Source organism: Pseudomonas sp. RC4D1 (assembly GCF_018390395.1).
Taxonomy (GTDB): Bacteria; Pseudomonadota; Gammaproteobacteria; order Pseudomonadales; family Pseudomonadaceae; genus Aquipseudomonas; species Aquipseudomonas danubii.
This window is the reverse complement of sequence record NZ_JAHBAW010000002.1, coordinates 1,461,672-1,476,254: the sequence shown is the minus strand read 5'-3', so window position 1 is coordinate 1,476,254 and position 14,583 is coordinate 1,461,672. Positions and strand designations below refer to the sequence as shown.

Genomic DNA, 14,583 nt, shown 5'->3' with positions numbered 1-14,583 from the left:
ATTTCAGACAGAACTGGACACCGTCCTCGGGTTTTTCTGAAAATGTGCGTCCGCTGGAGGCCGTCACTGAACCAGCAGCCCTCCCGACTATCTGAAGACCATGACTATTTCCCGCAACTGGATCATCTGCGAGCACTGCGATTCGCTGTACGAATCCGTGCCGCTCGGCAAAGGCCAGGCCGCTCAGTGCTCGCGCTGTGGCGCGTTGCTGGCCCGTGCCCGCTACATGAACGTGCAGCAGCTGTTCGCCTTGTCGATTACCGCCGGGTTGTTGTTCGTCTTCGCCAATCTGTTTCCGGTGATCAAGATCAGCCTCGAAGGCCTGAGCAACGAAGCCACGCTCTGGCAATCGGTAGAAGCCCTGGCCCAGGGCCGCATCAGCCTGATTGCGGCGATCACCGGCCTGACCATCATTCTGGCGCCGTGCCTGCAGATCATTCTGCTGTGCTGGGTGCTGGGGTTCGCCAATTTCGATCGCGCCGCGCCAGGCTTCAAGGCCTGCATGCGGGCTCTGGAGCACCTGCGGCCGTGGAGCATGCTGGAGGTGTGCCTGCTGGGCATTCTGGTGGCCATCGTCAAGCTCGCTGGCATGCTCGATGTGCACCCCGGCCTCGGGCTCTGGGCCCTGGCCATGCTGACGGTGCTGATCATCCTGATTTCCGGCAAGGACATCCGCTATCTGTGGGATGACCTGGAGGGTCGCTACTGATGAATACGCCCCCTTACGCCCGGGACTATCAACTGATGCTCTGCCACACCTGCGGCCAGGTCTGCGAGCAATCCGAGCACCAGTGCCCCCGATGCGACTCCGTGGTCCATGCGCGCAAGCCCAACAGCCTGGCGCGGACCTGGGCCTTTCTCGTGGCCAGCCTGATCTTCTATATTCCGGCCAACCTGCTGCCGGTGATGCACACCAGTATTTTTGGCAGCGCCAGTGAAAACACCATCATGAGCGGCGTGGTGGAGTTCTGGAGACACGGCTCCTGGGACATCGCCCTGTTGATCTTCATCGCCAGCGTGGTGGTGCCCTGCATCAAGTTCTTTGTCCTCGGCACCTTGCTGGTGACCTGCCAGCGCCGCAGCCTCTGGGCCCAGCGCGAGCGTGCCAGGCTGTACCGTTTTATCGAGGTGATCGGCTATTGGTCGATGCTCGATGTGCTGGTGGTGGCCCTGGTGGCGGCCCTGGTGCAGTTTCGGGCCCTGAGTTCCATCGATCCGCGGATGGGCATTCTGTTTTTTGGTTTGGTGGTGGTGCTGACGATGTTGGCGGCCATGAGTTTCGATCCCCGGCTTATCTGGGATGTAGAGGTTGAAGATGTCTGATCATCCAGGTTCCAAGGCGGCAGGTTCCCAGCCGGCTCCCGGCGCTCCGGCGCTGCGTACGCGGCGTTTTAATGTCTCGCTGGTGTGGTTGGTGCCCATTGTCGCGGCCTTGGTGGGGCTGTCGATGGTGGTCCACAACTCGCTGTCGGCCGGGCCGGAAATCACCATCAGTTTCCAGACTGCCGAGGGCCTGGAAGCCAACAAGACCCAGGTCAAGTACAAGAACGTGGTGATCGGCAAGGTGACCTCCATCGCCTTGAGCGATGATCGCCGCAAGGTGCTAGCCAAGGTCGAGCTGGATCAGTCCGCCGAACCTTTCACCGCCGACGACTCGATGTTCTGGGTGGTGCGCCCGCGCATTGGCGCCAACGGCGTTTCCGGGGTCGATACCTTGCTCTCCGGGGCCTTTATCGGCGCCGATGCCGGCAAGTCGGAGAAGCGCAAGAACAGCTTCAAGGGCCTGGAAACCCCGCCGCTCATTACCTACGGGCAGAAGGGCAAGCGCTTCACCCTGCACACCGACGACCTGGGCTCCCTGGACATCGGTTCGCCGGTCTACTACCGGCGCATCGAAGTGGGGCAGGTGGTGTCCTATCAGTTGGCCAACAGCGGCAAGGGGGTGGACGTGAAGATCTTCGTCAACGCGCCCAATGATAAGTACGTCACCACCGACAGCCGATTCTGGAACGCCAGCGGTGTGGATGTGACCCTGGGCGCCAACGGCTTGAAGGTCAACACCGAGTCGGTGTCCTCGATCCTTGCTGGCGGCATCGCCTTCGTCGAACCCAAGTACAGCCCCAACGCCAAGCCGGCCGAGGAGAATGCCGAATACACCCTGTTCGGCGATCAGGATACGGCGCTGGCTCCGCCGGACGGCGCGCCGTATTACATCCGCATGCGCTTTGACCAGGCCCTGCGCGGCCTGTCGCTCAATGCCCCGGTGGAGTTCCTCGGGGTGAACATCGGCAAGGTGGTGTCCATGGACCTGGACTACGACGAACAGCGCAAGTATTTCCCGACCCTGGTAGGGGCGGTGATCTATCCCGAGCGCCTGGGCAAGGCCCATGAAAAACTGGTGAAGCAGACCGGCGGCGAAGACGACGCCCGCTCCGCGCAACTGATCGGCGCCTTCGTCAAGAACGGCCTGCGGGCCCAGCCCCGCAGCGGCAACCTGCTGACCGGCCAGCTGTACATCTCCCTGGATTTTGTCGCCAATGCCAAGCCGGTGGCCTACAACCCCGCCGCACGGCCGCTGGAGATCCCCACCATCCCGGGCAGCATGGACAAGTTGCAGGAACAACTGCAGGCCGTGGTGGACAAGATCAGCAAGCTGCCGATCGACTCCATCGCCGCCAACCTCGATGGCAGCCTGGCGGAGATGCAGAAGACCCTGAAACAGGTCAACGGCCAAGTGCTGCCGCAGATGCGCGACACCCTGGAGCAGTCGAAGAAGACCCTGGCCAGCGCCAACGAGAGCTTCTCCGAGGATTCGCCGCAGCGACAGAAGCTCAGCCAGGCCATGGAGGAAGTGCAGCGCACCGCCCGTTCGGTACGGGTGCTCAGCGACTTCCTCGGTCGTCATCCTGAAGCGTTGATTCGCGGTCGTCTCAAAGACAACCAACCGGATGCCTACCAGTCGCCATCCTCCTCTGTCCGCGAATCCGCACCGGAAGCCCAGCCATGAAAAAAATCGCCTTGTTGTTGAGCCTGACCCTGGGACTTGCCGCTTGCAGCTCTGCGCCGACCCGTTACTACACCCTGATGCCGCCGGTGACTGAAGGCAGCGCTGCGGCCCGCAACGCGAATCTGCAGTTCGAGATGTCCACGGTGCGCATCCCGGTCCAGGTGGATCAGCCGCAATTGGTGGTGCGCCAGGACAGCGGCACCCTGGCGATCCTGGAAACCCAGCGCTGGAGCGCGCCTTTGGTGGATGAGTTCCACGACGCCCTGGCCAGCCAGATGGAGCACAAGCTCGGCACCCGCAACCTTGAAGGCTTGCCCAAGCAGCCCGGGCTCCCGGTGCTGTCGTTGCAGACCGATGTACGGCGTTTCGAATCCCTGCCCGGGCGTTACGCGCTGATCGATGTGGTCTGGAGCCTGCGCTTGCGGGGCGAGGGCGGCCCGGCCCGCAGCCTGACCTGCAGCAGCCAGATCCGCCAGCCGGCGGGTGTTGAACTGAGCAGCCTGGTGCAGGCTCATCAACAGGCCATTGCCCAGTTGGCCGCACAAATCGCCAGCACCGCACAACGCTGGACCTGCCCCTGAATCAGCCCTGTAGCCGCTGCCGCAGGCTGCGAACGGCTGCGCAGGAGACGCAGGTCTTTCCGGCCGCCACAGGTTTGGCTCAGGATCGCCAGGCAAGGCCCTGCGGGCCTTTTCGCAGCCTCGCGGGCTCGGCAGCGGCTACAGGTGTCGGGTTGTAGCCGCTGCCGCAGGCTGCGAACGGCTCCGTAGGAGACGCGTGGATCTTGAGGCCGCTGGAGGTTCGGCAAGAGATCGCCAAGCAAGGTGTTCAGCGCCGGGCGCTGAGTTGCTGGGGCGCGAGGAAGGCGTCGTGGAAGTAGTCGCGCAAGGCCTGCATCGCCGGGGTGAAGGTCCGTTCGCGGTGCCAGGCCAGGCCTACGCTCATCGGGGTCACTGCGTCGCTCAGGCTCAGGGTCTCGATGCGCTTGCCTTCCAGGGACCAGGGTCGATGCACCAGGTCCGAAAGAATCGCCACGCCGCTACCGTTGGCCACCATGCTGCGCACCGCCTCCACCGAACTGGTGCGCACCCGTACATTGGGCTGCTGGCCGGCCTGTTCCCAGTAGCGCATGGCACTCTGCTCGGCTTCGTCGACGGTGAGCAGGATGAACGGCTCCTGGGCCACGTCCGCCAGGCTGACGCTGGCTCGTTCGCAGAGCCGATGGTGGGCCGGCAGCCATAGCCGGCGCTCGGAGTTGAACAGGGTTTCCGAAACGATGTCCGGGTGGGTCAGGTTGGCGGTGAGCACCACCGCCATGTCGAAACGGCCCTCCAGCAACCCTTGCTCGATGGCCTGGCGCTCCTGCTCGTGGAGTTCGATGGTGACGTCCGGGTGCCAGTGCTCCAGGCGTTGCAGGTGGTGCGGCAGGAAGTAGCCGATCACCGTGTAGCTGGCCGCCAGGTGCAGCACACCACTGGCCCGATAGTCCGGCAGCGGACTGTTCAGCGCATCCTCGACACTGCGCAAGATCACATAGGCGCGGTTGAGAAAATGCCGCCCGGCGTCGGTCAGGTTCATGCCCTGGGCCGAGCGCACGAACAACTGCACGGCGAGCATGGCTTCAAGCTCCTTGATCGCCGTGGTCACCGCCGATTGGGAGATATTCAAGTGGATCGCCGCCTGGGAGATCTGCCCGATCTCTGCGGTCGCCACGAAGTAGCGCACCTGGCGCAAGGTCAACGACATGTTCCATTCCCCATCACTTCTGTAGGAGCCGACTTGCCGGCCAAAGCCATCTCGCGCCGGTCTTCGCCGATACGTGGATCACCGCCTGCCAACTCCTAGCAAAGCTTTATCTGTTTTTCAGAAGATGCTCTATCTGATAATAGATCTTCCCAAGGGGTCAAGGCCGCTCTAATTTTCACTGCACGAAGTCACAAGAGTTGGAGCAACAGTGATGCAGGCAGTGGATTTCAATTCGGACATGGGCGAAAGCTTCGGCCCCTGGACCATTGGCGACGGCGTCGACAACGAGCTAATGGGCTTTATCAGCTCGGCCAATATCGCCACCGGCTTTCACGCCGGCGACCCCGGCACCATGCGCCGCACCATCGAACAGGCCAAGCGCCTGGGGGTGGCTATCGGTGCGCATCCGGGGTTCCGCGACCTGGTGGGCTTCGGCCGCCGGCACATCAACGCACCGGCCCAGGAGCTGGTGGACGACATGCTTTATCAGCTCGGCGCCCTGCGGGAAATGGCCCGGGTGCAAGGCGTGAAGTTGCAACACATCAAGCCCCACGGCGCGCTCTACATGCACTTGGCCCGGGATGAAGAGGCCGCGCGGCTGCTGGTGCAAAACCTGCGCAAGCTGGAGCCCGAGCTGCTGCTGTATTGCATGCCCAATTCGGTGATCTGGCACGTCGCCCAGGAGCTGGGTCAGCCGGTGATCCGCGAGTTCTACGCCGACCGCGATTACGACCTCAGTGGCTCCATCGTCTTCACCCGCCAGGTGCGCGCCCTGGACCCGGCCGCCGTCGCCGCCAAGGTGCTGCGCGCCTGCCAGACCGGCCTGGTACGTACGGTTGAAGGCGAGGACCTGGCCATCGAGTTCGATTCCATCTGCCTGCACAGCGACACCCCCGGCGCCCTGGATCTGGTGGAGGCCACCCGCACGGCGCTGGATCAGGCCGGCATCGAGGTGCGTGCACCGCGCTGAGGCGCATTGACACGAAGCACCGCGCACAGACGTGGGTTTCATCTGGTTTTGATTTTTTGCCTGCCTTTCTACAACTATTCCAAAAGGAACAGACATGGCCGAATACAGTGTTATCACCCCCTTGCCGGGCACTTTCTATCGCAAGGCCACCCCCGAGTCGGCGCCTTTCGTCGAGGTCGGCGACAGCGTCAGCGCCGATACCGTGATCGGCCTGATCGAAGTCATGAAGCAGTTTTCCGAACTGACCGCCGGGAGCGCGGGTCAAGTCAGCGCCTTTGTGGTGGAAGACGGTGATCCGGTGGAGCCGGGTCAGGTCGTCGCGACGCTCGAACAGTGAGGGCCAGGGCATGACTCAAGCAATCAAGAAGTTGCTGGTGGCCAACCGCGGCGAGATCGCCGTGCGCATCATCCGTGCGGCCAAGGCCTTGGGGATTCCCACCGTTGCCGCCTGCAGTGAGGCGGATGCTGACTCCATGGCTGCACGTATGGCCGATGAAGTGCAGATCATCGGCCCGGCGCGGGCTGACAAGAGCTACCTGAATGTCCAGGCCCTGCTCGGTGCCTTGCAGGCCAGCGGTGCCAATGCGGTACATCCGGGCTATGGCTTTCTTTCCGAGAATGCCGATTTTGCCGAGGCGGTGGTCAAGGCCGGGGCGATCTTCGTCGGTCCCGGCGCCGAAACCATCCGCCGCATGGGCGACAAGGCCGAAGCCCGGCGCACGGCGCAGGCGGCAGGTGTGCCCGTGGTGCCCGGCTCTCCAGGTGAGCTCTTCGACCTGGACGCCGCGCGCACGGCCGCTGAAAACGTGGGCTTTCCGCTGTTGATCAAGGCCAGCGCCGGCGGTGGCGGGCGCGGGATTCGCCTGGCTCAGGACGCGGCGCAATTGGCCGAGGAGTTCCCTCGGGCGCAACGCGAAGCCCAGACGGCTTTCGGCAATGGTGCGCTGTACCTGGAGCGTTTCATTGGCCGCGCGCGGCACATCGAAGTCCAGGTGCTGGGCGATGGCCAACACGCAGTGCACCTGTTCGAACGCGAGTGCTCGCTGCAACGGCGGCGGCAGAAGATCTTCGAAGAAGCGCCGTCTCCGGTGCTCAGTGCCGAGCAGCGTGAGCAGTTGTGCAGCAGCGCCGTGCGCCTCACCGAAGCCTTGGGTTACCAAGGTGCTGGCACTCTGGAATACCTCTATGACGACAGCACTGGCGAGTTCTTCTTTATCGAGATGAACACGCGGATTCAGGTGGAGCACCCCATCAGCGAGCTGATCACCGGCATCGATCTGGTCCAGGCCATGTTGCGCATCGCCGGGGGCGAGCCCCTGGGGTTGCGCCAGAGCGATATCCAGCTCAATGGCGCGGCCTTGCAGATGCGCCTGAATGCCGAAGACCCGGCGCGGGATTTCTTTCCCAGTCCGGGCAAGGTCGAACAACTGATCTGGCCGCAAGGGGCGGGGGTGCGGGTCGATAGTCACTTGTACCCGGGCTATGCTGTGCCGCCTTATTACGACTCGCTGCTGGCCAAGCTGATCGTCCACGGGCGCGATCGTGGCGAGGCCCTGGCCCGGGCGCGGCTGGCCGTGGAACACACCACCTTGACCGGCATGGCCAGCACCTTGGCGCTGCACCGTCAACTGCTGGCCGAACCCTGGTTGCAGCAGGCCGATTTTCACACCGGAACCCTGGAAACCTGGCTGGCCGAGCGCCGCGCCGGAGGTGTCGCATGAGCCAGCCGATCCGCTACAGCTTTGGTGCCGACGAACACCTGTTCGCCGAAGTCAGCGACAGCATGTCCCTGGAAGCCTTCTTCAAGGGCATGGCGGTGACCCGTGCCGTAGAGCGCCTGGAGTTGGATGGGGTGCTGGATGTGTGCCTGGCCAATGCCTCGTTCCAGATTCGTTTCGACCCGGATCGCATCGCTCCGCAGGTTCTGCTGGAGGCGGTGCAGCAGGCCGAGGCCGGGGCGGTGGCCGAGCGCAGCCTGCACACTCGGATCATCGAGATCCCGGTGCTCTACAACGATCCCTGGACCCACGAAACCCTGATGCGCTTTCGCGACCGGCACCAGGACCCCAGCGCCACGGATCTTGAGTACGCGGCGCGGATCAATGGCCTGGCGGACGTCGAGGCGTTCATCGCCGCCCACAGCGGTGCGCCCTGGTTTGTCTCCATGGTGGGCTTCGTCGCCGGGTTGCCGTTCATGTTCCAGATGGTCGAACGTGAACGGCAGTTGCAGGTGCCCAAGTACCTGCGACCACGCACCGATACGCCAAAACTGACCCTGGGTCATGGCGGCTGTTTCGGCTGCATCTACTCGGTGCGCGGCGCCGGCGGCTACCAGATGTTCGGCGTCACCCCGGCCCCCATCTACGACCCGCAGCAGCAACTGGCCTACCTCAAGGCGCACATGGTGTTCTTCCGTCCGGGGGACATCGTGCAGTTCAAGCCCATCGACCGTGAGGCTTACGACCAGGCGGTGGCCGAAGTCGAGGCCGGGCGCTTCGACCTGCGTATCCGCGAGGTGGAGTTTTCCCTGGATGCCTTTCTCGCCGACCCGGTCGGCTATCCCAAGTCGCTGCAGGAGGTGCTGGCATGATCAAGGTCATCAAACCGGGCCTGGCCACATCGGTGCAGGACTTGGGTCGCGAAGGTTTCTATCACCTGGGGATTCCGCCGTCTGGCGCCTTGGACCAGTACGCCCTGAGTGCGGCCAACCAGTTGGTGGGCAACCCGGCAGGCGCGGCCGGGCTGGAGTGCACGCTGCTCGGGCCGGAGCTTGAGTTCAGCGCCGATGCCCTGGTGGCGGTTTGCGGCGCGCACATGACGCCCAAACTCGATGGTGTGGACATGCACCTGGACACCGCTTTTGCGGTCAAGGCCGGGCAAGTGCTGCGCTTCGACTTTCCCAAGGCCGGGGCCCGGGCCTATCTGGCGGTGGCCGGTGGCATCGATGTGCCGCTGGTGCTGGGCAGTCGTTCGACCTACGCCCTGGGCGCCCTGGGTGGTTTCCAGGGCCGGCGCCTGGCGGCCGGGGATGAGCTGCCGGTGGGCGTCGCCAGCGGTAAAAGCCGTCCCGGTGCCAGCTTGCCCATGGCGTTGCGCCAGTCCCTGGGGGGCGAAATCACCCTGCGGGTGGTGCCGGGCCTGTACTACGAACGTTTGAGCGACGCGGCCAAGGCCAGCTTCTTCGCCGAACCCTGGACCGTGGGTTCGGAAGCTGACCGCATCGGCTATCGCTTCAAGGGCGGCAGCGCCTTGAGCTTCCAGCCCCGGGAGCAGCCGTTCGGCGCCGGTTCCGATCCGTCGAACATCGTCGACAGTTGCTACCCGATTGGCTCGATCCAGGTGCCGGCGGGGCTGGAACCCATCGTCCTGCACCGGGACGCGGTGTCCGGTGGCGGCTACGCCATGATCGGCACAGTGATCAGCGCCGACCTTGACCTGATCGGCCAGATGCAGCCCAACCAGAAGGCCCGCTTTGTCGCGGTGACCCTCGAAGAAGCGCTGGAGGCCCGGCGCTCCTACAAGAAAAAGCTCAGCTGTCTGAGCAAACTGTTTCCTTCCTGATTCTGCCCGCCGCATCGCGCGGGCCATGCCAAACGGTAGGCCAACGCCGCACTTCGGTGCGGTGACGGCTGCCCGCGCTTCAACCCTTGATCGGTTCTGGAGTTCACGCACATGGCAGCTTTATCGCAAGCGAATCAAACCGGGCAGACCCCGGCCAATGTGGCCCTTCCCAGCGATGCACGCATGGGCCGACTGTCCCTGACCATGGCCTGGTGGGCGGTGTGCAGCGCGATGTTCTACATCGTCGTCGGCGCTTCCCTGGCCCTGTCCTACGGCACCCGCAATGCCTTGATCGGCATGCTCCTGTCGGTGCTCAGCTATGGCCTGGTGAACAGTGTCCTCAGCCGCTTCGCCATGCGCAGCGGGCTCTCGGTGGCGCTGTTTTCACGGTTGTTGTTCGGCAGCACCGGGGCTTGCCTGGCGACCCTGATCTTCTTCTCCACGGCCATCTACTACGCGGTGTTCGAGGGTTCGGTGATCGCCGTGGCGCTCAACCACCTGTACCCGCAACTGCTGTACCCGCTGGCGGCGCTGGTGGTGGTGCTGTACAGCGTGCCGTTGATCCTGGGCAGCGTGCAGCACTGGCTGGACAAGCTCAACGGCGTGCTGTTGCCGGTGTACCTGGGGGGCTTGCTGTTCGCCGTGGGCCTGTCCATCAGCCGTTATGGCTACCAGCCGCAATGGCTGGATTTCGGCCCGGCCAATCCCAGTAGCACAGGCTGGTGGGATTGCTTCGTGGCCTACATGGGGGTGTGGATCCTGATGCTGTTCACCTTCGACTACGCGCGCTTCGGCAAGCCCGAAGACGCCGGCTATCACGGTCGCTGGAACTTCGGCATGCCGTTCTACGCGGTGACGTTCTTGCTCAACGGTGCGGCAGGGATCTATCTGGTGAGCAGCATTCCCCATGACGGTGCACTCAACGAAGTCTCGGTGGTGATGGCGATCCTGCAATTGATGGGGTTGTGGGGACTGTTGTTCGTCTGGGCCACGCAAACCCGGATCAACACCGCCAACTACTACCTGGCGACCTTGAACATGCAGGCGTTCTTCGGCCGCTTCGGCCTGCGCGGTTCCTACCTGATGTGGGCGGTGGCCGTGGGGATCATCGTCTACGGCCTGATGCTGGCGGATGTGTTCGCCTACCTGCTCAAGGCCCTGGCCTATCAGGGGATCTTCGTGGTGGCCTGGGTCGGCGTGGCCCTGGCGCAGATTCTGCTGGGGCGTACCGACGTGGCGGCGATTGAGCGCGTGGCGGCCTTCAACCCGGTGGGGCTGACGGCCTGGTTCGGCGGCACGGCCCTGGGCCTGATGCTGATGTGGGCGGGGGGTGGCTTGGCCAGTTTTTCGGCACCACTGACCGGGGTCCTGGCGTTTGCCTTGCAGGCCGGGCTGGCCAGTCGTTTGCACAGCCGCTTGCCCGCCGCCGGCTGACGGGGCGGGGCCAGCGGCGGCGGCTCAGAACAGTTGGGTGAACAGCCAGTACAGGCTGCCCGACAGCAGGATCGCCGCCGGCAAGGTCAGGACCCAGGCCATGGCCAGGTTGCGGATGGTGCGCATCTGCAACCCGCCGCCATTGGCCACCATGGTCCCGGCCACCCCCGAGGACAGGACGTGAGTGGTGGATACCGGCAGGCCGAACATGTCCGCCGCGCCGATGGTCAGCATGGCCACGGTCTCCGCCGAGGCGCCCTGGGCATAGGTCAGGTGGGTCTTGCCGATCTTCTCGCCGACGGTCACCACGATGCGCTTCCAGCCCACCATGGTGCCCAGTCCGAGGGCGATGGCCACGGCGATCTTCACCCACAACGGGATAAAGCGCGTGGCGTTGTCGATCTGCTGTTTGAACAGTTGCAGCTTGTCCCGGGTGTCCTGATCGAAGTGACCCACTTGGTTCTTGTCCATCAGGCGGATGGTTTCGCTGGTCAGGTACATGTCGTTGCGTACGTTGCTCATGGCTTCGGCGGGCACCTTGGCCAGCGAGCCGTAGCCCTTGACCTCGGCGCCGATGGCACCGGTCAGGGCCGCCAGGGCAGGGATCAGTTCAGGCGTTGCCTCCTTGCTGCGCATGTAGTCCGAAAGCACCGCGCGAGGATCGGCAGGGGCCGCTTGCGGGGCGCTTTTCACCAGGGCTTGCTGGGTGACTTCGGCCACTGCGGCAAATTGCAGTGACTGGTCGGCGGGCATGGTGCGGTTCAGGGCATAGGCCATGGGCAGGGTGCCCACCAGGATCAGCATGATCAGGCCCATGCCTTTCTGGCCATCGTTGGAGCCGTGGGCGAAGGACACCCCGGTACAGGTCAGGATCAGCAAGCCGCGAATCCACCACGGCGGCGGGGCGTCGCCCTTGGGCGCCTTGTACAGCGCGCGATTCTTGACGAACAGGCGCAGGGCCAACAGCAGCAGGGCGGCAAACACGAAACCGATCAATGGCGAGAACAACAGGGCGTAGCCGACCTTGGTGGCCTGGCTCCAGTCCACGCCGCTGGTGCCGTCACGGCCGTGCATCAGCGCGTTGGCCACACCGACGCCGATGATCGAGCCGATCAGGGTGTGGGAGGACGAGGCCGGCAACCCCAGCCACCAAGTGCCGAGGTTCCACAGGATGGCGGCAATCAACAGGGCAAAGATCATCGCAAAGCCGGCCGAGGAGCCCACCTGCAGGATCAACTCCACCGGCAACAGGGCGATGATGCCGAACGCCACCGCACCGCTGGACAGCAGCACCCCGAGGAAGTTGAACAGACCGGACCAGACCACCGCGAACTGTGGCGGCAGCGAGTGGGTGTAGATCACGGTGGCCACGGCGTTGGCGGTGTCGTGGAAGCCGTTGACGAACTCGAAGCCCAGGGCGATCAGCAGGGCCACGCCCAGCAGCAGGAAGGGCGTCCAGGTGGTGACCGTGGTGCCCAGTTCGTGCATGTCGTGCACCAGGCTGTAGGCGGTGAACAGCAAGCCCATGGCCAGCACCGCGAAAAACACCACCAGGGTGAAGGGGCCGGGTTTTTTATCCAGTTGCGGTTGGCGATCGAGGCTGGAGGAGGCGGCAGTCAGGGACGGGGTGGCCATTGCTGGACAATCCTGTTGCTGGAAAGGAATGGTGTCCATGATCGTTGCCAAATGTTACAGGGAGACTGCCTCAGGTCATGGTTTAGGTGATTGAGCTGTTCCGTTGATCAAATCAAGCCCGCGCGGCCATCCCGTTATCCCGCTCACCTTGTAGGAGCCGGCAAGCCGGCTCCTACAAGGTGCGGTCAGTAGTCCTGGCGCTTGCGGAAGGCCCAGCGCCCGGCGATCACGGTGAAGGTGGCCACCAGCGCCACCAGGATCCAGAAGCCCTCCGGGTCGCCGGAAAAGGGAATGCCGCCGACATTCATGCCGAAGAAGCCGGCGATGATGTTGATCGGCAGCGCCAGCACCGTGACCACGGTCAGGGTGAACAGGGTGCGGTTGGTCTGTTCATTGAGGTTGGCGGCGATCTCTTCCTGCAGCAGTTTGATCCGTTCACCGAGGGCGGTGAGGTCGTTGATGATCAGGGCGAATTCTTCGGTGGACTTGCGCAGTTCCTTGACGTCTTCCTTCTGCAGCCATTGCGGCGGCCGATTGAGCAGGCGCAGCAGGGAACCCGGCTCCAGGGCCAGCAGGCGTTGCAGGCGCACCAGTACCCGGCGCATGGCCCCCAGTTCGGCACGGTTGCTGGAGACTCGGGACGCCAGCAACTGGTCTTCGATCTGGTCGACGCTGAGGCTGGTCTTGCGCACGATCTGGGTCAGCACTTCGCCCTGGTCGCGCAGCAGGTGCACCAGCAGTTCCAGGGGCGAGCGAAAGCGCTCCCCGGCCTTGACCGAGGAGCGCAGCTTGTCCACCGAATGCAGGGGCTGCAGGCGGGCGCTGATGATCAGGTTGCTGCGCACGCAGACCCACAGGGTGGAAATGTCCGAGGACACCATGCTGCTGAAGTTGAATACCACATCGTTGACCACCGCCAGCAGCGCCGAGTCCACGTGTTCGATGCGAGTCGAGCGCGAGCCTTCGTGCAGGGCTTCGAAGAACTCCTCGGGCAATTGCAGGTGGGCTTTCATCCAGCGCTCGCAGGCGGCGTGGGCCAGGTTCAGGTGCAACCAGAGGAATTGGTCGTCGTTGTGCGGCTGTTGCAGGGCTTGCAGGGCCTTGGCTGAGTCCAGTTCATGACCCCGTTCGCCGGGCCGAAAGTTGAAACCGTAGAGCAGGCCAAACAGATCGGAATCGCGGTGACTCTGGTCGATGCTGTGGTTCATGGGGTCTCGCAGGAGGGACAGTGCCTGGCGCGGGCTTTACAGGTTCACTTGGGCCTCATCATGGCAAGGCTTTTTGACAGTTTTGTGACGTTTCAAAGTGCACAGTCCGCGTTGCCATACCAGTGGTCGGCAGCGCTCAAGAATGGATCGCGGATGCCGATCACGCTCACATGCAATGCGCATTCGATTTTCCTCGAATGCTCCTGACAGGGAAGTTCGGACCTACGCATGCCTTTAGTGGCTTGCTCCATCCCTGCCATGAGATCTTCTCGATGTTTTTGCAAAAATCCCTGAGAGCGCAAATTCTTGCCCTGCTGAGCGGTAGCCTGTTTGCGGTGTTGTTGATCGCCCTGGCGTGTTTTCACTTGCTGTCCGGTGGCGTGCAGAGCTACCGCGAGCTGATCGAAGGTCCGCTGCGCAGTTCGCAGCTGATCGACGAGGCCAACCTGCAGTTCAAGAGCCAGGTGCAGGAGTGGAAGAACGTGTTGCTGCGGGGCAAGCAGCCCCAGGAGCTGAACAAGTACTGGCAGCAGTTCGAAGATCGTCAGCGGGATGTGCAGAACATCCTCGGCCAGTTGGCCCAGAAGCCTGGCCTGGACTCGGGCTTCAAGAGCCGGGTGCAGCGCCTGGCCGAGGAGCACCGTGCGCTGGGGGCGGCCTATCAGAAGGGCCGTGACGCCTATGTGGCCGCAGGCGCCGATCCGAGTGCCGGTGACGCTGCGGTCAAGGGCGTGGACCGTGCCACCAGCGAACAGATGAGCGAGTTGGTGACCGAGCTGCGCAAGCACAGTGATCAGCAGTCCCGGGACATCAGCTCGGCGGCTGATCGTACGGTGTGGCTGGGCATCCTGGTGATGCTGGTTTCCGGTTTGCTGATCGGCCTGCTCAGCCTGTGGCTGGTGAACCGCAGCCTGGTGCAGCCGATCCGCCAGTTGATCGACTACGTCGCCCAGCTCAGCCGTGGCCAGTTCGCCGACCGGGTGGCCAGCGATCGTCAGGACGAACTGGGCAGGCTGGCCGCC

The 14,583-nt window shown here is 63.7% G+C and carries 13 protein-coding genes and 1 pseudogene; 11 read left to right on the top strand and 3 right to left on the bottom strand.

Annotation, left to right across the window (positions count from 1 at the left end):
* The first annotated feature begins 100 nt into the window (after window positions 1-100).
* From KHO49_RS22330 to KHO49_RS22315, 4 genes are read left to right on the top strand one after another with little or no spacing between them, the layout of a single operon-like run.
* Window positions 101-709 (top strand): paraquat-inducible protein A, encoded by a 609-nt coding sequence (locus KHO49_RS22330; RefSeq protein ID WP_102860648.1) that lies wholly within the window; start codon window positions 101-103, stop codon window positions 707-709.
* Window positions 709-1,323 (top strand): paraquat-inducible protein A, encoded by a 615-nt coding sequence (locus KHO49_RS22325; protein WP_110651437.1) that lies wholly within the window; start codon window positions 709-711, stop codon window positions 1,321-1,323. Before KHO49_RS22330 ends, KHO49_RS22325 begins: the two co-directional genes overlap by 1 nt.
* Window positions 1,316-3,007: a PqiB family protein gene (locus KHO49_RS22320; protein ID WP_102860650.1), complete on the top strand. Its 1,692-nt coding sequence runs from the start codon at window positions 1,316-1,318 to the stop codon at window positions 3,005-3,007. The genes KHO49_RS22325 and KHO49_RS22320 overlap by 8 nt, the downstream gene beginning before the upstream one ends.
* Complete coding sequence (locus KHO49_RS22315; protein WP_102860651.1) at window positions 3,004-3,588, top strand: PqiC family protein; 585 nt, start codon at window positions 3,004-3,006, stop codon at window positions 3,586-3,588. Before KHO49_RS22320 ends, KHO49_RS22315 begins: the two co-directional genes overlap by 4 nt.
* 247 nt (window positions 3,589-3,835) lie before the next feature.
* Here KHO49_RS22315 and KHO49_RS22310 read toward each other — a convergent pair whose 3' ends face one another.
* On the bottom strand, window positions 3,836-4,753 hold the full coding sequence (locus KHO49_RS22310) for a LysR family transcriptional regulator (protein WP_102860652.1): 918 nt from the start codon (window positions 4,751-4,753) through the stop codon (window positions 3,836-3,838).
* Between the two features lie 211 nt (window positions 4,754-4,964).
* On the opposite strand from KHO49_RS22310, the gene KHO49_RS22305 reads away from it, so the two are divergent.
* The 6 genes from KHO49_RS22305 to KHO49_RS22280 all read left to right on the top strand — a co-directional run bounded on the left by KHO49_RS22305 (window position 4,965) and on the right by KHO49_RS22280 (window position 10,718).
* Entirely contained in the window at window positions 4,965-5,723 is a 759-nt protein-coding gene (locus KHO49_RS22305) for a 5-oxoprolinase subunit PxpA (protein WP_102860653.1), read from the top strand.
* A gap of 94 nt (window positions 5,724-5,817) precedes the next feature.
* Window positions 5,818-6,060 carry an acetyl-CoA carboxylase gene (locus KHO49_RS22300; RefSeq protein ID WP_102880618.1) on the top strand — a complete coding sequence of 81 codons (243 nt, stop codon included), beginning with the start codon at window positions 5,818-5,820 and terminating at the stop codon, window positions 6,058-6,060.
* Between the two features lie 10 nt (window positions 6,061-6,070).
* On the top strand, window positions 6,071-7,444 hold the full coding sequence (locus tag KHO49_RS22295) for an acetyl-CoA carboxylase biotin carboxylase subunit (protein ID WP_213665836.1): 1,374 nt from the start codon (window positions 6,071-6,073) through the stop codon (window positions 7,442-7,444).
* On the top strand, window positions 7,441-8,313 hold the full coding sequence (locus KHO49_RS22290; protein ID WP_110594787.1) for a 5-oxoprolinase subunit B family protein: 873 nt from the start codon (window positions 7,441-7,443) through the stop codon (window positions 8,311-8,313). The genes KHO49_RS22295 and KHO49_RS22290 overlap by 4 nt, the downstream gene beginning before the upstream one ends.
* Window positions 8,310-9,284, top strand: a complete 975-nt coding sequence (locus tag KHO49_RS22285; protein ID WP_102880616.1) for a 5-oxoprolinase subunit C family protein — start codon at window positions 8,310-8,312, stop codon at window positions 9,282-9,284. The genes KHO49_RS22290 and KHO49_RS22285 overlap by 4 nt, the downstream gene beginning before the upstream one ends.
* Window positions 9,285-9,395: 111 nt before the next feature.
* Window positions 9,396-10,718, top strand: a complete 1,323-nt coding sequence (locus KHO49_RS22280) for a purine-cytosine permease family protein (RefSeq protein WP_170001728.1) — start codon at window positions 9,396-9,398, stop codon at window positions 10,716-10,718.
* A 24-nt stretch (window positions 10,719-10,742) separates the two neighbouring features.
* On the opposite strand, the gene KHO49_RS22275 is transcribed toward KHO49_RS22280, so the two are convergent.
* Together KHO49_RS22275 and KHO49_RS22270 are read right to left on the bottom strand one after the other, a co-directional pair.
* Complete coding sequence (locus KHO49_RS22275) at window positions 10,743-12,353, bottom strand: inorganic phosphate transporter (protein ID WP_102880614.1); 1,611 nt, start codon at window positions 12,351-12,353, stop codon at window positions 10,743-10,745.
* Window positions 12,354-12,538: 185 nt separating this feature from the next.
* On the bottom strand, window positions 12,539-13,561 hold the full coding sequence (locus tag KHO49_RS22270) for a transporter (protein WP_102880613.1): 1,023 nt from the start codon (window positions 13,559-13,561) through the stop codon (window positions 12,539-12,541).
* A 170-nt stretch (window positions 13,562-13,731) separates the two neighbouring features.
* Between KHO49_RS22270 and KHO49_RS31575 the strand changes: the two are divergent.
* Window positions 13,732-14,526, top strand: a pseudogene (locus KHO49_RS31575) (methyl-accepting chemotaxis protein); the annotation flags it as partial.
* Between the last annotated feature and the right edge of the window lie 57 nt (window positions 14,527-14,583).